The organism is Variovorax sp. GW531-E2 (assembly GCF_059423125.1).
The window spans coordinates 14,745-32,732 of record NZ_JBWKXQ010000028.1 but is presented as its reverse complement, the minus strand read 5'-3'; the positions used below and the strand labels follow the sequence as shown (position 1 = coordinate 32,732).

The following is a 17,988-nucleotide window of genomic DNA, read 5'->3' as shown; positions in this document are numbered from 1 at the left end:
CGTCAGCGGAAGAACGCCAGCCGCGCGAGGAAGGTGTGGTCGGCCTCCGCCGCCATCAGGCCGACCAGCACCAGCAGGCACAGCGGCGGCAGCAGGATCGCGTAGACCAGCGCCATCCGCTCCCAGGCCATGTGCATGAAGACCGCGACGATGAGCCCGGCCTTCAGCAGCATGAAGACGATGATCAGGCCCCAGCGCAGGTAGCCCTGCACGTGCAGGTAGTCGACCATGTACGACATTGCGCTGAGCACGAACAGGAGCCCCCAGATCTTCAGGTACAGGCCGATCGGGTGCTGCTGGCCAGTGGTGGCGTGGGTGGTGTTCATGATGATGGTCCTCACCAGAGATAGAACAGCGCGAAGATGAAGACCCACACCAGGTCGACGAAGTGCCAGTACAGGCCCACGATCTCGACCACCTGGTAGTTGCCGGCCTTGTCGTAGTCGCCGCGAATGAGCTTGAAGGCCACCGCGAACAGCAGCACCACGCCGGCCGACACGTGCAGCCCGTGGAAGCCCGTGATCATGAAGAAGGCCGCGCCGAACTGCGCCGCGCCCATCGGGTTGCCCCAGGGCCGCACGCCCTCCTCGAGGATCAGCTTGGACCACTCGAAGGCCTGCATGCCCACGAAGAGCTCGCCGAAGGTGGCGGTCACGAGCATCAGCGTGGCGGCGTTCACGCGGTCGCCGCGGTAGGCGAAGTTGACCGCCATCGCCATCGTGCCGCTGCTGCTGATGAGCACGAAGGTCATGATCGCGATCAGCAAAAGCGGCACGTCGGCCCCGCCCACGTGCAGCGCGAACACCTCGCTCGGGTTGGGCCAGGCCACGGTGGTCGAGACGCGCACCGTCATGTAGCCCGTGAGGAAGCAGCTGAAGATGAAGATGTCGCTCAGCAGGAAGATCCACATCATGGCCTTGCCCCACGAGACGTGGAAGGCCTGGCGGTCGGACGACCAGTCGGCCACCAGGCCGCGCCAGCCGCTCGTGGCGACGGCGGAGCCGGTGAGGGTTGCGGTGCTGGAGTTCATGCGAAGCCTCCTCACGCCGTGCCGCAGAGGACGCGCGCCACCTCCGGCGTCACCCACCCCAGCAGCGCGAACAGCGCCAGCCACACGGCCAGCATGAAGTGCCAGTAGCGCGCGCACAGCGCGATGCGCCATCCGGCCCGGGCGGGGTCGGCCCACGCGACGCGCGCCGCCATCGCCCACCCGACCAGCCCGCCCGCCAAGTGCAGCCCGTGCATGGCGGTCAGCAGGTAGAAGAAGCTGCCCGACGGGTTGCCCGCCGGCAGCACCTGCGCGTGCGCCATCGCGCCCCAGGCCCACAGCTGCACGCCGAGGAAACCCACCGCGCACAGGCCGCCGGCCAGCAGCAGGCGACGCATGCGCGCCGGGTCCACGCGGCGCGAGGCGGCTTCCAGCGCCACGCTGCCCGCCGCCAGCAGCGCCGAGCTGAGCCACAGCTGCCACGGCAGCGCGAGCGCGACCGCGTCGCCGCTGCTCATGCGCATCACGTAGGCCACGGTGAAGAGGGAGAACAGCGCGGTGACCACGCCCATGAAGACCCACAGGCCGATGCCCGCGGCGCTCGCGTGCGCGTCGCGCAGCCGCACGTCGCGGGGCAGGCCGCGCAGGCGCAGGGCGGCATCCGCGTTCATGCCGGGGCTCCGCGCGCGCCGCTCACCGGCACGTCGTCCTTGTCGTCGCTGGCCTGCGGCGGCGCGTTTTGCGCGATGAAGTCTTCCGCCGCGCCCGGCACGCCGTAGGCGTAGGCCCAGCGGTAGGCCACGGGCAGCCGCGGCCCCCAGTTGCCGTGACCGGGCGGCGTCTCGGGCGTCTGCCATTCGAGCGAGGCAGCGCGCCACGGGTTGGCGCCGGCCGGCCGGCCGCGCCAGGCGCTCCAAGCCAGGTTGACGATGAAGAGCAGCTGCGCCGCGCCGACCACCAGCGCGACCACGGTGATGAATTCATTCAGGCTGAAGGCCGACGGCGGAATGAACTTGTAGCCGTCGAAGTTGTAGTAGCGCCGCGGCATGCCCAGCACGCCCAGGTAGTGCATCGGGAAATAGATCGCGTAGGTGCCCAGGAAGGTGATCCAGAAATGCAGCCGGCCGATCCGGTCGTCCAGCATGCGCCCGGTGATCTTGGGGAACCAGTGGTAGATGCCGCCGAACACCACCAGGAGCGGCGCCACGCCCATCACCATGTGGAAGTGCGCCACCACGAAGTAGGTTCCCGACAGCGGAATGTCCACGCTCACGTTGCCCAGGAACAGGCCCGTGAGCCCGCCGATGACGAAGGTGCACACGAAGGCCAGCGCGAACAGCATCGGCACCGACAGGTGGATGTCGCCGCGCCACAGCGTGAGCAGCCAGTTGTAGACCTTGATCGCCGTGGGCACCGCGATGACCAGCGTGGTGGTGGCGAAGAAGAAACCGAAGTACGGGTTCATGCCGCTCACGAACATGTGGTGCGCCCACACCACCACGCTGAGCCCGCCGATCGCCACGATGGCCCACACCATCGTGCGGTAGCCGAAGATGCGCTTGCGCGCGTGCACGCTGATGAGGTCCGACACGATGCCGAAGGCCGGCAGCGCCACGATGTAGACCTCGGGGTGGCCGAAGAACCAGAACAGGTGCTGGAACAGCAGCGGGCTGCCGCCCTTGTGGCCCGACAGCTGCCCCATCGACACCAGCGCCGGCATGAAGAAGCTGGTGCCCACCGTGCGGTCCAGCAGCAGCATCACGCCGCTGACGAACAGCGCCGGAAAACCCAGCAGCGCCAGCACCGTGGCCACGAAGATGCCCCACACCGTGAGCGGCATGCGCAGCAGCGTCATGCCCCGGCAGCGCGCCTGCAGTACGGTGGTCGCGTAGTTCAGGCCGCCCATGGTGGTGGCCACGATGAAGATCAGCAGCGACACCAGCATCAGCACGATGCCGCCGCCGTGGCCCGGCGTGCCGGGCAGGATCGACTGCGGCGGGTATAGCGTCCAGCCCGCGCCGGTGGGGCCGCCCGCGACGAAGAAGCTGGCCATCAGCACCACCACCGACAGCAGGTAGACCCAGAAGCTCAGCATGTTGAGATAGGGGAACACCATGTCGCGCGCCCCCACCATGAGCGGGATCAGGTAGTTGCCGAAGCCGCCCAGGAACAGCGCCGTGAGCAGGTAGATCACCATGATCATTCCGTGCATGGTCACGAACTGGTAGTAGCGCTCGGCGTTGATGAACTCGAACTGGCCCGGAAACCCCAGCTGCAGCCGCATCAGGTTGGACAGCACCAGGCCGACCACGCCCACCGCGATGGCGGTGCAGGCGTACTGCACGGCGATCACCTTGTGGTCCTGGCTCCAGACGTAGCGGCGCAGGAAGCCCTGCGGCGCCGGGTGGCCGGCGTCGTCGTGCTCGTCGTCTTGAGTGAGCGCAGAAGAAGTCATCGCGCGGCCTTCTGTTCGGTGGCAGCCTGCGCCGGCGGGCTGCCCAGACTCTGGATGTAGGCCACCAGCGCGGCCAGTTCCTCGTCGCTCAGGTCGATCTTCGGCATCACCGGCGGGAAGCCCTTCACGTGGCGCGCCTGCGGGTCGCGGATGAAGCTGCGCAGGTAGGCCTCGTCGACCAGCGCGGTGCTGCCGTCGGCCATCGACTCGTTCTTGCCGTACAGGCCCTTCCAGGTCGGTCCGACGCGTGTGCTGCCGTCGATGGTGTGGCAGGCCACGCAGCCCTTGGCGTCGGCCAGCGCGCGGCCCTGGTCGACGCGCGCGCCGCCGCCGGCCGGTGCCTGGGCAGCCTGCGCCGCCTTGGCCGCTTGCGCCAGCTGCATCGCGCCGAAGGTCGGCAGCGCCGTGCGCCAGGCGTCGTAGGCCGCCGCGTCCTCCACCACCACGAAGCCGCGCATGTTCGGATGGCCCACGCCGCACAGCTGCGCGCACAGCGCCTCGTAGCGGCCCGCGACGGTGGGCGTGAACCAGAAGCGGCTGACCTGCCCCGGCACGATGTTCATGCGGGCGCGGATGGGTGGCACGAAGAAGTCGTGCAGCACGTCGTGGGAGCGCATCAGCACCAGCACCGGCTGGCCGATCGGCAGGTGCACCTCGTCGCCGGGGACCAGCAGGTCGTCCAGTCCCGCCGCGTCGGCCGGGTCGAGCCCGAAGGGGTTGGCGGCGCTGACGAAGCGCGCATCGGTCGCGCCCAGCTTGCCGTCTGCGCCGGGCAGGCGAAAGCGCCACTGCCACTGCTGGCCCAGCACCTCGAGCACGCGCGCGTCATGCGGCGTGCGCACGTAGTTCGCGTACACCACGAGGCCGGGCGCCAGCAGCGCCATGATGCCGACGGTGGTGCCGCCGATGAGCCAGCGCTCCAGCGTGCGGCTCTCGGGCGCATGCGGCGCCACGCGGCGCCCCTCGCGGTGGCGAAAGCGCACCACGGTGTAGGCGAGGAACAGGTTGATGACGACGAAGAACAGGCCCGTGATGAGCAGCGTGATGGTCAGCGTGTCGTCCATGCGCTGCCAGTTGGAGGCCAGCGGCGTCGTCCACCACGGGTTGACGGCGTGGAACGCCACCGAGGCCACCACGATGAGCAACAGGACGACGGCGATGGTCATGTGCTGCGCTCCCTGGGGTGGCCATCGTGGGGTCCGGGAGTCGCATGCGCGGCGGCTTCAGCGGATCGCCGGGATCCGCGGCTCTTCGCCCTCGAAGCGGGCCTCGGGGTGCGTGGCCTCCAGCATCGCCTCGACCTCGCGCACGCGCGACGGCGGCAGGTCGACCATCAACAGGACCTGGCCCTGCGCGATGGCGCTCTCGAAGCGCGCCAGCCGCGGGCTCGGGATCGACACGCCGACCATGGTGGCCGACCATGCGCCCACCACGCCGCCCAGCAGCGCCAGGCCCACGGCCACGGCCCATTCGGGCTCGTCGCCGAACACAGGGAACAGCAGCGCGGCCAGCAGCCCGACGACCACGCCGCAGGCGGTGCCGAGCACCCAGCCGGTCTTGGCGGCGTGAACGAGGTCGGAGGTCTGCCAGACGTTGGCCGCATGGAGCCCGGCCATGTCCTGGCCTTCGCGTGCGGCGAAATGCAGGTGCGCGATGTCGACACGCGCCTGCAGCAGATCGTGCATCGCCTGCCTGGCACTCGCCAGGTCCGGCAACAGCCAATAGATGCGTCTTTTCACGGCGCCTCCTTTCCGTCTTGCGACGAGCAAGAGACCATGCTTGAGTTATAGGCTCAACAAGGGCCGCATTCAAGTCGGCGCGCCATCGGGACCGACCCGGTGAGTACGGAAGTTCGTCGGTTTCCAGAAGGGCAATTGCACTGAATAATCCGCCGCTCCAGGCCCCCACGGCCTCATGAAAAACAAGAAGGAGCAAACGACATGCGCATGGAGCGAGGCCCCCGGTTTTCCCACTTTTCTCGGTTTTCTTTTCCCCGCCGTCATCCGGCATCCCCCCTTCCCTGGCTCGCGGCCGCCCTTGCAGGGCTCGCAGGCGGCGCCGCGCACGCGGCCTGCGGCCCCACCGCCACGCCGGTCACCGGCGACACGGTGGTCTGCGACGGCACCACGACCGTATCGCCCAGCGTGATCGCCACGCCGGGCAGCACCGGCGTCACCATCACCGTGAACAGCGGCGCCACGCTGACCACCAACGCCACGCAGGCGCTGCTGGTGCGCGATGCGAGCACCATCACCAACAACGGCACGATCACGGTGTCGGGCGGCTCGGGCTCGGCGCGCGCGGCAATGGTCGCCACGGGCAACGACAACACGCTGACCAACAACGGCAGCCTGCGCACCACGAGCAGCGGCACCTCCGGCATCCTGGTGACGTCGAACAGCAGCACGCGCACGCGCATCACCAACAACGGCAGCATCGTCACCACGGGGGGCAGCTCGCACGGTATCTCTTTGCTGGGCCCGGGCAACACGGTGATCAACAACGGCAGCATCTCGGCCATCGGCAACTCGGCCAAGGGCGTGTACCTGCAGGGCGGCAACCTCGTGGCCAACCTGCTGGTGAACACCGGCAGCATCGCCACCACGGGCGCCAACTCGCCGTCGGGCGGCGCCGACGCGGTGCATGCGAACACGCTGGGCGGCACCTTCTTCTCGCGCGTGGAGAACCGGGCCGGCGCCACGCTCTCGAGCGCCAACGGCTACGGCTACCGCGGCCAGAACGGCAACGACGTGCTGGTCAACGCCGGCACCGTCGAAGGCCACGGCGGCACCGCCAGCACCGACGCGATCTACATGGGCGCGCTCGGCAACGGCACGCTGATCCTGCAGACCGGCTCGGTCATCAAGGGCGGCGCCGACGGCGGCGTCGGCAAGACGGCCAGCACTTTTCTCGAAGGCAGCGGCACGGTCGACAACGCCTTCCGCAACTTCCAGCACCTGACGATGCGCGGCACCGCGTGGTCGTGGCAGACCGACGCGAGCTTCTCGGATTCGATCCGCGTCGAGTCCGGCCGCTTCACCCTGCCCGCCACGCTGACCAGCCCGCTCATCGCGGTGTTGCCCGGCACCACCGTGGCCGGCACCGGCACCTTCGCGGGCAACGTCACCAACCAGGGCACGCTGCTGCCTGGCCCGAACGACGGCGTCGGCTTCGGCGCCTTCACGGTGCGCGGCAACTACGTGGGCGGCAGCGGCGCGCTGCTGCAGGTCAACACCGTGCTGGCGGGCGACAACGCACCCTCGGACAAGCTGGTGATCGACGGCGGCGCGGCCACGGGGTCCACCGGCCTGCGCGTGGTGAACCGCGGCGGCCTGGGCGCGCCCACGCTGGCCGACGGCATCCTGGTGGTGCAGGCCGTCAACGGCGGCACCACGGCCGACCACGCGTTCTCGCTGACCCAGGCGGTGGAGGCCGGTGCCTACAACTACCGGCTGTTCCGCGGCGGCGCGACAGGCAGCAACCGCGACAACTGGTACCTGCGCAACAACGGCTATCTCGTGGGCGGCACCGTGGTGGGCTCGCTGGAGGAAGCCGCCGAGGTGATCGCCGAGACCGGCGCGCCGGCGACGGTGGAGCAGGTCAAGCTCTACCGGCCCGAGGTACCGCTGTACAGCGCCCTGCCGATCGCCGTGCGCCGCCTCGGGCGGGCGCAGCTGGGCACCTTCCACGACCGGCAGGGCGACGCGCAGTTGCTCACGGACGGTGAAGGCCGGCAGGCCTCGTGGGGCCGCGTGTTCGGCGAAAGCACGCGGCAGCGCCTGCGCGGCGATGCGAACCCGCAGTTCGACGGCAGCGTCAGCGGCCTGCAGCTGGGCCACGACTTCCTGGCGGCCACCGACGGCGCGGGCGGGCGCCACCGCGTCGGCGTGCTGGGCGGCTACACGCGGGCCAGCGGCCACGCGAGCGGCGTCGCCGGCGGCGCCACCAACGCGGCGGCCGGCCGGCTCACCGTCGAGGGCTACAGCCTGGGCGCCTACTGGACGCGCATCGCGAGCAGCGGCTGGTACAGCGACGCCGTGCTGCTGGCCACGCGCTACAAGGCCGATGCGCGCTCCACCCTGGGGCGCGGCGGCCGCCCGCACGGCACCAGCGTGACCGCCTCGCTCGAGGCCGGCTACCCGCTGGCGCTGAGCGACACCGTCACGCTGCAGCCGCAGGTGCAGCTGATCTGGCAGCGCAGTTCGCTCGACGACTTCGACGACGGCCTCTCGACCGTGCGCTTCCAGCGCGACAACGCCGTCACCGGCCGGCTGGGCGCACGGCTCGAAGGCCGCTTCGAGGCGGGCGGCGGCGTCTGGAAGCCCTACCTGAAGCTCAACCTGTGGCACACCTTCAGCGGCAGCAACGCCCTCTACTTCGGGCCGACCGACCGGGTCGCCAACCGCCGCAACGCGAGCGCCCTCGAAGTGGGCGGCGGCATCGTCGGGCAGGTGAACAAGACGCTGTCGGTCTACGGCGGCCTGGCCTACACCAGCGCCATCGGCATCACCGAGCAGACCGGCGTGCAGGGGCAACTGGGGCTGCGCATGCGCTGGTGACCCCGGGGCGCCGGGCGCCCGGACGGCTCGACTTTTGACCGTCCGTGCAAATTTGATGGCATGCGGTTTGCTTGATAAATATCAACGGGTATCCACGGATAGCCAGTCTTTTTTGACCGTATGGATAATTTAGCCCATCATCCCGTCCGCCCGCCACGAGGTACACCCCGATGAATCACCCCCCCTTGCGCAGCCGCTTCTGGTCCGACCTGACCAGTGAAGAGTTCTCCCGCCTCGACCGCGAACGGCTGATCGCCGTGCTGCCGGTGGGGGCGACCGAACAGCACGGCCCCCATTTGCCGATGTCGACCGACACCGCCACCATCGACGGCATGGTGCGCGCCAGCCTGCCCTACCTGCCCGACGACCTGCCGGTGCTGTTCCTGCCCACCGTGCCCTACGGCAAGAGCAACGAGCACTCGCGCTACCCGGGCACGCTCACGGTGTCGGCGAACACGCTGATCTCGCTGTGGAAGGACGTCGGCGCCTGCGTCGCCAAGGCCGGCGTGCGCAAGCTGGTGCTCTACAACAGCCACGGCGGCCAGATGAGCGTCATGGACATCGTGGCGCGCGACCTGCGCGAAGAGCACGACATGATGGTCGTGGCCGCCAACTGGTACACGCTGGGCCTGCCCGAGGGCCTGTTCACCGCGCACGAAGGCAAGCACGGCATCCATGCCGGCGATCTCGAGAGCTCGGTGATGCTGCACCTCACGCCCGATTACGTGCGCAAGGATCAGTTCCAGAACTTCGGCTCCATGACCGAGCAGCTGGCGGCCGAGAACAAGTTCCTGTCGATCACGCCCAGCGGCAAGCTCGGCTGGCAGATGCACGACATCAACCCGGCCGGCGCCGCCGGCGACGCCACGCGCGCCAGCGCCGAGAAGGGCGCCGCGGTGCTCGACCACGTGGGCCAGCGCTTCGTCGAGCTGCTGCACGAGATCGACCGCTTCCCGCTCTCGCGCCTGGCCAACGTTCCGGCCTGGCGCTGACACCAAGGAGTCCCATGGAAAGCACCACGCCATCCACGCCGCCCCTGGTCCGCCTGCGCAACGTCGGCAAGCGCTTTGCCAACGGCACGCTCGCCCTGCAGGGCATGACGCTCGACATCGGCGAGCACGACTTCGTCAGCTTCCTGGGCCCCTCGGGCTGCGGCAAGAGCACCGCGCTGCGGCTGATCGCCGGGCTCACCCGCATCAGCTCGGGCGACATGCAATGGTCGGGCGCCAACACCGGCAGCGCCAAGGACAGCAAGAGCGACCGCGACCTGGGCTTCGTGTTCCAGGAGCCCACGCTCATGCCCTGGACCAAGGTGTTCGACAACGTCTGGCTGCCGCTCAAGCTCGCGGGCATGAGCCGCGACGAAGCCGCGCCGGTGGTGCAGCACGTGCTGGAGCTGGTCGGCCTCTCGCGCTTTGCCGACGTGTACCCGCGCGAGCTCTCGGGCGGCATGAAGATGCGCGTGTCGATCGCGCGCGCACTGGTCACGCACCCGCGCCTGCTGCTCATGGACGAGCCCTTTGCCGCGCTCGACGAAATGACGCGCATCAAGCTCAACAACGACCTCCTGGCCATCTGGCGCGAGCACCGCTTCTCGATCGTGTTCGTCACGCACAGCGTGTACGAGTCGGTGTATTTGTCGAACCGCATCGTCGTGATGGCGGCGCGCCCGGGCCGCGTGATCGACGAGATCGCCATCGACGAGCCTTACCCGCGCGGCGAGGCCTTCCGCACCTCCAGCCGCTACAACGCGCACTGCACGGCTGTTTCGCAATCTCTGCACGGAGCGCTCCATGGCCTCGACATCGACCATTGAAACCGTGATGCCCCTCGACACCACCAACGAAGCCACGCCGTCCGCCGAGATGCTGCGCGCGCACGAAGACAAGCTGCGCCGGCGCGAGGCCACGCTGCGCATCGTCGTGCCGGTCGTTATCGTCGCGGCGCTGCTGCTGGTGTGGGAGTGGATGGTGCGCGCCAACGACATCCCGCACTACATCCTGCCCGCGCCCTCGCTCATCCTGCGCACGCTGTTCGACAACTGGGGGTCGCTCTCGGGCGCGCTGTGGTTCACGGTGAAGCTCACGCTGCTGGCGCTGGGCGCCGCCATCGTCGGCGGCGTGCTGCTGGCGATTGCGTTCGCGCTGTTCAAGTGGGTGGAAATCGGCCTGTTCCCGATCGCCGTGATCCTGCAGGTGACGCCGATCATCGCGATCGCGCCGCTGATCCTGATCTACGTGTCGAGCACCACCGCGGCGCTGCTGCTGTGCGCGTGGATCGTGGCCTTCTTCCCTATCCTGTCGAACACCGTCATCGGCCTGAAGAGCGCCGACAGCAACCTGCGCGACCTGTTCCAGCTGTACAAGGCCTCGCCCTGGCAGACCTTCCGCTACCTGCTGGCGCCCAGCGCGCTGCCGTACTTCATGGCGGGCCTGAAGATCGCCGGCGGCCTGAGCCTGATCGGCGCGGTGGTGGCCGAGTTCACGGCCGGCACGGCGGGCAAGGAAACGGGGCTGGCCTCGCGCATCCTCGAATCGAGCTTCCGCACCGAGATCCCGATGATGTTCGCGGCGCTGCTGCTGGTGTCGTTGCTGGGCATCGTGATCTTCATCGTGTTCGCCGCCCTGTCGCGCCTCGTGCTCGGCCACTGGCATGAAAGCGAAATGCGCCGTGAACGCTAGAACCCCGCTGTCCACCGTCGACTGGGACGCCGTGCACGACGACCTGCGCGGCCTGAACGTGATCGCCACGCCCAGCCAGCGCAAGCAGCTGTCGAAGGACTTCTACTGGTACAGCCCGATCCTCACGGCGCAGCTCGCGGGCTGTGTGGCCGACCTCGTGGTCAAGGTCAGCACCGAGGACGACGTGCGCCAGGCCGCGGCCGTGGCCGCGAAGTGGAAGCTGCCGCTCACCGTGCGCGCCGGCGGCACCGGCAACTACGGCCAGTGCGTGCCGCTCGAAGGCGGGCTCGTGCTCGACGTGACGCAGATGTGCCGCGTGCTCGACCTGGCCGACGGCCGCATCCGCGTCGAGGCCGGTGCGCGCATGCACGACATCGACCTGGCCGCGCGCGAGACCGGGCAGGCGCTGCGCATGTGGCCCTCGACCTGGCACGTGGCCAGCATCGGCGGCTTCATCGCGGGCGGCTTCGGTGGCATCGGGTCGTTCCGCCACGGCATCCTGCGCGACCCCGGCAACCTGCTGCGCGCGCGCGTGATGACGGTGGAGCGCGAGCCGCGCGTCATCGAGCTGGTCGGCGACGAGATCCAGCAGGTGCACCATGCCTACGGCACCAACGGCGTGATCCTCGACGTGGAAGTGGCGCTGAGCCCGGCGGTCGACTGGGTGCACTGCACGGCGCTGTTCGACACCTACCGCGGCGCGCTCGACTTCGGCATTGCCGCGCAGGCGCCCTCGCTGGACATCTTCCTGCTGTCGACCGTGGAGGCGCGCTTCTCGCCCTACTACACGGCCATGGGCGATCGCTTTCCGCCCGACCGGCACGCGGTGTTCACCATGGTCTCGCCCGACTCGATGGCCGAATTCCGCGCGCTCGCGGCGGCGCACGGCGGCACCCTGTCGGTGGCCGGCACCGAGGCCGAGCTGCAGGCCGAGGGCCTGCCGCCGGCCTACGAGTGCGCCTTCAACCACACGACGCTGCAGGCGCTGAAGGCCGACCGCAGCTGGACCTACCTGCAGGTGGCCTACGCCCAGCCCTTCGACCCGGCCGTGGTCGAGCGCCACCTGGCCATCTTCGGCGACGACGTGCTGCAGCACCAGGACTTCGCGCGCGCCAACGGCCAGTGCGGCACCTTCGGCATCCTGCTCGTGCGCTGGAAGGGCGAGGCCCACCAGTACGAGGTGATGCGCGAGATCGAGTCGCAGGGCGGCGCGCAGATCTTCAACCCGCACGTCTTCACCATCGAGGACGGCGGCATGAAGACCATCGACACGCAGCAGATCGAGTTCAAGAAGCGCAGCGACCCGATGGGCCTGATGAACCCCGGCAAGACGCGCGGCTGGACGCCCGACATGGCCGTCGAGCGCTGAAAATACCGAGCCTTCGCATTCCGTCCCCACCCCAACCTCCACAGGAGTCCGTCCCCATGCGCATCCCCGCTTTCTCTCTTCGGCCGCTGGCCTTCGGCCTGGCCCTCGCAGGCGCCGCCCTCGCCGCACAGGCCCAGGACAAAGTGGTGTTCGCCACCAACTGGAAGGCGCAGGCCGGCCACGGCGGCTTCTACCAGGCGCTGGTGGACGGCACCTACAAGAAGTACGGGCTCGACGTGGAAATCATGCAGGGCGGCCCGATGGTCAACAACCGGCCCATGCTGCCAGCCGGCAAGGTCGACTTCCTCATGACCGGCAACCTGCTGCAGTCCTTCGACAACGTGAAGAACGGCGTGCCCACCGTGGTGGTCGCCGCCATCTTCCAGAAAGACCCGCAGGCCATGTTCGCCCACCCGGGCCAGGGCTACGACACCTTCAAGGACATGACCAAGGCGCCCGTGGCCTTCATCGGCAAGGACGGCCAGTTCAGCTTCTGGCAGTGGATGAAGTCGGAGCACGGCTTCAAGGACGCGCAGCTCAAGCCCTACACCTTCAACGTGGGCCCGTTCCTGGCCGACAAGAAATCCATTCAACAGGGCTACGCCATCTCGGAGCCGCTGTCGATCAAGGCCCAGGCCGGCTTCGACCCGGTGGTGCACCTCCTGGCCGACCACGGCTTCTCGACCTACGCCACCACCATCGAGACCCGCGCCGACCTGATCAAGACCAAGCCCGAGACGGTGCGCAAGTTCATCGAGGCCTCGATCGTCGGCTGGAACAACTACCTCTACGGCGACAACAAGGCCGCCAACGAGCTCATCGCCAAGACCAACCCCGACGCCACGCCGGCCGCGCTGCAGGGCTCCATCGACCTCATCAAGAAGATGGGCATCATCGACAGCGGCGACTCGCTCACCAAGGGCATCGGCGCCATGGACGAAGCACGCGTGAAGGACTTCTACGACAAGATGGTCAAGGCCGGCCTGTACAAGCCGGGCGAGATCGACCTGTCGAAGGTCGCGACCACGCAGTTCGTCAACAAGGGCGTCGGCGTCGACATCCGCAAGAAGCTCACCGGCAAGTAATTCGCTTCGTTTTTTCCCGTGGGTCGCGCGGGGCTTGCGCCGGGGTCAGATGCCGGCGCCTGGGTTGCCATAAGGCACGCGCGGCCTTTTATCCCTGGGCTCTGACCCCGTCTCGCCGAACAGGCGAACCGGCCCGAACCATGAAAACGCTCGTCGTCCACTGCCATCCGAACCCTGACAGCTTCAACCACGCGCTGTACCGCACCGCCCTCGAGGCCCTCACGCCGCGACATCCCGTCAAGGCCATCGACCTGTACGCCGAGGGCTTCGACCCGACGCTGACACGCGAAGAGCGCATCGCCTACCTCGACAACCCCGAACTGATCCGCGAACGCGTGAAACCCCACGTCGAAGCGCTGCTGTGGGCCGAACACCTGGTGTTCGTCTACCCCACCTGGTTCCATGGACCGCCGTCCATGCTCAAGGGCTGGCTCGAGCGCGTGTGGCTGCCGGGCGTGGCCTTCCTGCCCGCCGAGCGCAAGGGGCAGCTCGCGAAGTCGGGCATGCGGCACATCCGCCGGCTGACGGTGGTGACCACCGGCGGCTCGCCGCGCTGGTTCGTGATGGCCATCGGCGACCCGGGGCGGCGGCTGTTCACGCGCGCGCTGCGGGCGCTGTTCGCGTGGCGCTGCAAGGTGACGTGGCTGCAGCTGCACGACATGAACGCCGTCACCGACAGCGACCGCACCCATTTCATCGCGCGCGTGGCGCGCACGCTGCACAACATCCAGTAGACACGCAGGGAGACACACACCATGAGCCTCGAACGCACGCTGACCGTCCGTGTCGAACGCATCTCGCGGCAGACGCCGGAAATCCTGGCCTTCGAGCTGACGCATCCGTGGGGACGCGCACTGCCCGGCTACGAGGCCGGCGCGCACATCGACGTGCACATGCCCGGCGGCTTCTCGCGCCAGTACTCGCTGGCGCGCGCGCCCTCGGGCACCGGCGGCTACGTGATCGGCGTGAAGCGCGAACACGCCAGCCGCGGCGGCTCGGCCTCGATGCACGAGCGCGTGCGCGAGGGCGACCTCATTGCGATCAGCGCACCGCGCAACACCTTTCCGCTGCGCGCCGAAGCCCGGCGCCACCTGCTGCTGGCCGGCGGCATCGGCATGACGCCGCTGCTGGCCATGGCGCAGGCGCTGGCCGCGCGCGGCGCCGACTTCACGCTGTGCGTGTTCGCGCGCAGCGAGGAGCACCTGGCCTTCGCCGAGGCGCTGCGCGCGCCCGCGCTGGCGCCGCACCTGAAGCTGCACCTGGACCAGGGCGATGCGACGCAACGCATCGACCTGCGCGCCCTGCTGGCCGAGCGCACGCCCGACACGCACCTGTACGTGTGCGGCCCCGGCGGCTTCATGCAGGCGGTGCGCGAGGCCGCCGCGCACTGGCCCGAGGACGCGCTGCACACCGAGTACTTCGCCGCGCCCACCGGCACGGCCGCCGCCACCACCGGCCTGCCCTTCACGCTGAAGCTGGCGCGGCGTGGCATCGAGGTGCCGGTGGCGGCCGACCAGACCGCGGTCGACGCGCTGCACGAAGTGGGCATCGACATCCCCGTGTCGTGCCAGCAGGGCCTGTGCGGCACCTGCGTGGTCGAGGGCGACGGCGACGGCGCCGAGCACCGCGACTTCTGCCTCACGGGCACCGAACGACGCACCAAGGTGGCGCTGTGCTGCTCGCGCGCCAAGGGCCCCGACCTGGTGCTGCAGCTGTGAGCGTGACGGACACCGACAGCGAAGCCCCCGCCACGCGCGGGCGATCGCGCAAGTACACGCAGGTGCTGGGCCTCATCAACCAGGCCGCCATCGAGGTGTTCGCCAGCGATGGGCTGGCCGGCGCCTCGACCCAGGCCATCGCCGACAAGGCGGGCCTGTCGAAGGCGCAGCTGCACTACTACATCGAGAGCAAGGAGGCGCTGTACCGCCAGGTGCTGCAGGACATCCTGACCGACTGGATCGTGGTGTTCGGCTTCAGCGACGAGGCCTTCGGCCCGCGCAAGGTGCTGGGCGACCTGATCCAGCGCAAGATGATGTTCTCGTTCGAACATCCGCTGCGTTCGCGCATCTTCACCGCCGAGATGATGCGCGGCGCGCCCGTCATCAACAGCATGATGGACACGAGCAAGCAGCGCACCGACCAGGCCGCCGCCGTGATCCAGAACTGGATGAACCAGGGCCTCATGGACACCGCCGACCCGATGCTGGTGCTGTTCCACATCTGGGCCGTGACGCAGTTCTACGCCGACCACGCCACGCAAGCCGCCTACTACCGCAACACGGCGCAGCAGGGCGACGACAAGGACCGGCGCTACCTGATCGAGCAGGTGACGGAGTTCCTGCTCAAGGGCGCGGGCGTCAAGTAGCCGCGCGTTGCGGCAGGTACATGGTGGCTTCCACCTCGACGAGCACCTCGTCGCCCGGCAGGAAGCGCGACACCTCGACCACCGTGCTCACCGGCGGCTCGCCCGGATAGAACAGGCCGCGCACGCGGTTGTAGAAGGCGTAGTGCGGCAGGTGGCGGAAGTACTGCACCAGCTTCACCACGTCTTCCATGGTGCCGCCGTGCTCGGCGGCGATCTGGCGGATGCGCTCCAGCACGAACCAGCTCTGCGCCACGATGGGCGCCTCGAAGATGTCGACCGACATCTGGCCCGTGGCATAGCCCACGCCCTGCAGCGCGGTGCGGGCTTCTTCCGGGATGGCGTCGTAGCCGGCCACCGCGCGGCGCGTGGCCGGGTCGACGGCGACCACGCCGCTCATGAAGACGAAATCGCCGACGCGCTTGGCGGCGGCATAGTTGGCCATCGGCTTGCCCATGCTCATGGTGTGTTCTCCAGTGCCCGGCCTGCGCGGTAGACGGTGCGTTGCCGTCCGCGCGGGCCGATGAGTTCGTGTTCGTCGGTGGCGGCCAGCACCACCAGGTCGGCCGGGCAGCCCGGCGCGATGCGGCCGTCCCACGCGAGGCCCAGCGCCTTGGCGGGGTTCACGGTGATGGTGTCGAGCCAGTCGGCGGCGGGCGCGAGGTGCGCCATCTGCACGCCCAGGCCGAAGGTCTCAAGCAGGTCGTAGCTGCCGTAGGGATAGAAGGCGTCCTGCACGTTGTCGGTGGCCAGGCTGGCGCGCAGGCCGTGCGCCGCCGCCTCACGGATGCGCGTGATGCCGCGCGCCACGGGCGTGCGGTCCCACGCGCCCTGCAGGTAGAGGTTGGTGGTCGGCAGCGCGACGAGGTGCAGCCCGGCGCCGGCGCACAAGGTGAGCGTTTCTGCGGCCACGGCGTCGTCCTGCACCGAGAGCGAGCAGGCGTGGCCGCAGACCACGCGGCCCTTGAAGTCGCGCGCGCGCACCAGCTGCGCGATGCTGCGCAGGCCGCTGGCGTCGGTGTCCAGGCCTTCGTCGACATGGAAGTCGAGCCCCAGCCCGTGCTGCTGCGCGAGGTCGAACACGCGGCCCAGCTTGGCGAAGAGGCCGTCGTTGCGGTAGATGAAAGCGCCCAGCGAACCGCCCGCGCGCTTCACGTCGCGCGCGATGCGCTCGCCGGCGGCGGGGTCGGCGAACACGTCGAGCGGCACGAGCGCGACGAACTGCAGCTCGATGCGGCCGGCCCATTCCTCGCGCAGCGCCTCGAACACGGCCAGCGCGGCCGGCGGCTCGGGCTCGACCCAGTCCAGGTGCGTGCGCAGCGCGCGCGTGCCGGCGCGCCAGGCCTCGTGCAGCGCGCGCTCCATGCGCAGGCGCAGCGAGGCGCCGGTCCAGCTCGCGCGGTGACGGCCCATGCGTTCGATGGCGGTGAACAGGTCGCCCTGCGCGGCGCCGACGTCCTGCACGGTGAAGTTCTTGTCGATGTGCGCGTGCGCCTCGACGAGCGCGCTCAGCAGCGTGCCGCGCGCTTGCGTCTGCGAGGCGCTGGGCGCGATGGCCGCGACCTTGTCGCCGTCGATCGTGACGTCGAAGACCTGCGCATCGCCCGCTGCAGCAAAGCCCCGCAGCGGCGCCGGAATGCGCAGCGCTTCGAGCGTCGTCGTCATGCGCGCTGGCGCCAGTCGCGCAGCCAGCCCAGGCCGGCCGAGGTGCCGCCGGGCTCCATGCCGCGGCGCGGGCGGTATTCGCAACCGACCCAGCCCTGCCAGCCACACTGCGCCGAAACCTCGTCGATCACGCCGAAGAGGTAGTCGTAGTTCTGCTCGCCCACATCGGGCTCGTGGCGCTCGGGCACGCCCGCGATCTGCAGGTGGCCGACGCGGCCGGTCGGCAGGTACTGGCGCAGCTTCATCGCCACGTCGCCTTCGACGATCTGGCAGTGGTACAGGTCCATCTGCACCTTGAGGTTGGCGGCGCCCACGGTCTCGACGATCTGGTGCGCGTGGTCCTGCCGGTTGAGGAAGAAGCGCGGGATGTCGCGCGTGTTGATCGGCTCGATCAGCACGTCACGCCCGGCCTTCGCAGCCTCGGCCGCGGCCCAGCGCAGGTTCCCGACATAGACGGCCTCTGCCGCCTCGCGCGTGAGGCCTTCGGGCACGAGGCCGGCCATGACGTGGATGCGCGGGCAGTCGAGCGCCACGGCGTAGTCGATGGCCTTGGCAATGCCTTCGCGGAACTCGCCCTCGCGCCCCGGCAGGCAGGCCAGGCCGCGCTCGCCGCCGGCCCAGTCGCCGGGCGGGCCGTTGAACAGCACCTGCTGCAGGCCGTTGTGCTTCAGGCGCGCGACGATGTCTTCCTTGCTGAAGTCGTAGGGAAAGAGGTACTCGACGGCCTGGAAGCCGTCTTTCGCGGCGGCGTCGAAGCGGTCGAGAAATGCGAGCTCCGGATAGAGCATCGAGAGGTTGGCGGCGAATTGGGGCATGGGGTGTTT

General features: G+C 69.2%; 18 protein-coding genes. 9 read left to right on the top strand and 9 right to left on the bottom strand.

The genetic code is table 11. The annotated features are described in order from the left end of the window. Nucleotides 1-2 precede the first annotated feature (2 nt). Genes AC07XP_RS17330 through AC07XP_RS17305 form a run of 6 tightly spaced genes read right to left on the bottom strand, consistent with a single transcriptional unit; the run spans nt 3 to nt 5,182 of the window. Nucleotides 3-326, bottom strand: coding sequence for a cytochrome C oxidase subunit IV family protein (locus tag AC07XP_RS17330; RefSeq protein ID WP_495261370.1), 324 nt, complete (start codon nt 324-326; stop codon nt 3-5). 11 nt (nt 327-337) lie between these two features. Beyond that, a complete protein-coding gene (locus AC07XP_RS17325; RefSeq protein ID WP_070063243.1) occupies nt 338-1,030 on the bottom strand; it encodes a heme-copper oxidase subunit III family protein in 693 nt (230 codons plus the stop codon). A gap of 11 nt (nt 1,031-1,041) precedes the next feature. After that, nucleotides 1,042-1,659 (bottom strand): cytochrome c oxidase subunit 3 family protein, encoded by a 618-nt coding sequence (locus tag AC07XP_RS17320; protein ID WP_159274119.1) that lies wholly within the window; start codon nt 1,657-1,659, stop codon nt 1,042-1,044. Next, nucleotides 1,656-3,443: a cytochrome c oxidase subunit I gene (locus AC07XP_RS17315; RefSeq protein WP_495265372.1), complete on the bottom strand. Its 1,788-nt coding sequence runs from the start codon at nt 3,441-3,443 to the stop codon at nt 1,656-1,658. Before AC07XP_RS17315 ends, AC07XP_RS17320 begins: the two co-directional genes overlap by 4 nt. Further along, a complete protein-coding gene (locus AC07XP_RS17310; protein ID WP_495265371.1) occupies nt 3,440-4,609 on the bottom strand; it encodes a c-type cytochrome in 1,170 nt (389 codons plus the stop codon). The genes AC07XP_RS17315 and AC07XP_RS17310 overlap by 4 nt, the downstream gene beginning before the upstream one ends. Nucleotides 4,610-4,666: 57 nt before the next feature. Continuing rightward, nucleotides 4,667-5,182 (bottom strand): hypothetical protein, encoded by a 516-nt coding sequence (locus AC07XP_RS17305; protein ID WP_062479635.1) that lies wholly within the window; start codon nt 5,180-5,182, stop codon nt 4,667-4,669. A 201-nt stretch (nt 5,183-5,383) separates the two neighbouring features. Between AC07XP_RS17305 and AC07XP_RS17300 the strand changes: the two genes are divergently transcribed. The 9 genes from AC07XP_RS17300 (at nt 5,384) to AC07XP_RS17260 (ending at nt 15,502) form a co-directional block, all read left to right on the top strand. Continuing rightward, a complete protein-coding gene (locus AC07XP_RS17300) occupies nt 5,384-8,002 on the top strand; it encodes an autotransporter family protein (protein WP_495265370.1) in 2,619 nt (872 codons plus the stop codon). Between the two features lie 170 nt (nt 8,003-8,172). Beyond that, nucleotides 8,173-8,994 carry a creatininase family protein gene (locus tag AC07XP_RS17295; RefSeq protein WP_062479637.1) on the top strand — a complete coding sequence of 274 codons (822 nt, stop codon included), beginning with the start codon at nt 8,173-8,175 and terminating at the stop codon, nt 8,992-8,994. A gap of 14 nt (nt 8,995-9,008) precedes the next feature. Further along, complete coding sequence (locus AC07XP_RS17290) at nt 9,009-9,818, top strand: ABC transporter ATP-binding protein (protein WP_062479639.1); 810 nt, start codon at nt 9,009-9,011, stop codon at nt 9,816-9,818. Beyond that, complete coding sequence (locus AC07XP_RS17285) at nt 9,796-10,683, top strand: ABC transporter permease (RefSeq protein WP_495265369.1); 888 nt, start codon at nt 9,796-9,798, stop codon at nt 10,681-10,683. The genes AC07XP_RS17290 and AC07XP_RS17285 overlap by 23 nt, the downstream gene beginning before the upstream one ends. Further along, the gene (locus AC07XP_RS17280) at nt 10,655-12,052 is read left to right on the top strand and encodes an FAD-binding oxidoreductase (RefSeq protein WP_495265368.1); all 1,398 of its coding nucleotides are present in this window, start codon (nt 10,655-10,657) and stop codon (nt 12,050-12,052) included. The genes AC07XP_RS17285 and AC07XP_RS17280 overlap by 29 nt, the downstream gene beginning before the upstream one ends. A 56-nt stretch (nt 12,053-12,108) precedes the next feature. Continuing rightward, nucleotides 12,109-13,137: an ABC transporter substrate-binding protein gene (locus AC07XP_RS17275; RefSeq protein WP_492687034.1), complete on the top strand. Its 1,029-nt coding sequence runs from the start codon at nt 12,109-12,111 to the stop codon at nt 13,135-13,137. A 140-nt stretch (nt 13,138-13,277) separates the two neighbouring features. Beyond that, nucleotides 13,278-13,871, top strand: a complete 594-nt coding sequence (locus tag AC07XP_RS17270) for an NAD(P)H-dependent oxidoreductase (protein WP_139700783.1) — start codon at nt 13,278-13,280, stop codon at nt 13,869-13,871. A gap of 21 nt (nt 13,872-13,892) precedes the next feature. Further along, the gene (locus AC07XP_RS17265) at nt 13,893-14,855 is read left to right on the top strand and encodes a PDR/VanB family oxidoreductase (protein ID WP_495265367.1); all 963 of its coding nucleotides are present in this window, start codon (nt 13,893-13,895) and stop codon (nt 14,853-14,855) included. Continuing rightward, nucleotides 14,852-15,502 (top strand): TetR family transcriptional regulator C-terminal domain-containing protein, encoded by a 651-nt coding sequence (locus AC07XP_RS17260; RefSeq protein ID WP_495265366.1) that lies wholly within the window; start codon nt 14,852-14,854, stop codon nt 15,500-15,502. Before AC07XP_RS17265 ends, AC07XP_RS17260 begins: the two co-directional genes overlap by 4 nt. Here the strand turns inward: AC07XP_RS17260 and AC07XP_RS17255 are convergent. The 3 genes from AC07XP_RS17255 to otnI are packed head-to-tail and all read right to left on the bottom strand — an operon-like array spanning nt 15,495 to nt 17,979. Continuing rightward, nucleotides 15,495-15,962 carry a RidA family protein gene (locus AC07XP_RS17255; RefSeq protein WP_062479653.1) on the bottom strand — a complete coding sequence of 156 codons (468 nt, stop codon included), beginning with the start codon at nt 15,960-15,962 and terminating at the stop codon, nt 15,495-15,497. The two genes, AC07XP_RS17260 and AC07XP_RS17255, sit on opposite strands and share 8 nt — an antisense overlap. Then, nucleotides 15,959-17,164: an amidohydrolase family protein gene (locus AC07XP_RS17250; protein ID WP_495265365.1), complete on the bottom strand. Its 1,206-nt coding sequence runs from the start codon at nt 17,162-17,164 to the stop codon at nt 15,959-15,961. Before AC07XP_RS17250 ends, AC07XP_RS17255 begins: the two co-directional genes overlap by 4 nt. Further along, on the bottom strand, nt 17,161-17,979 hold the full coding sequence (otnI, locus tag AC07XP_RS17245) for a 2-oxo-tetronate isomerase (RefSeq protein WP_307695228.1): 819 nt from the start codon (nt 17,977-17,979) through the stop codon (nt 17,161-17,163). Before otnI ends, AC07XP_RS17250 begins: the two co-directional genes overlap by 4 nt. Nucleotides 17,980-17,988 lie beyond the last annotated feature (9 nt).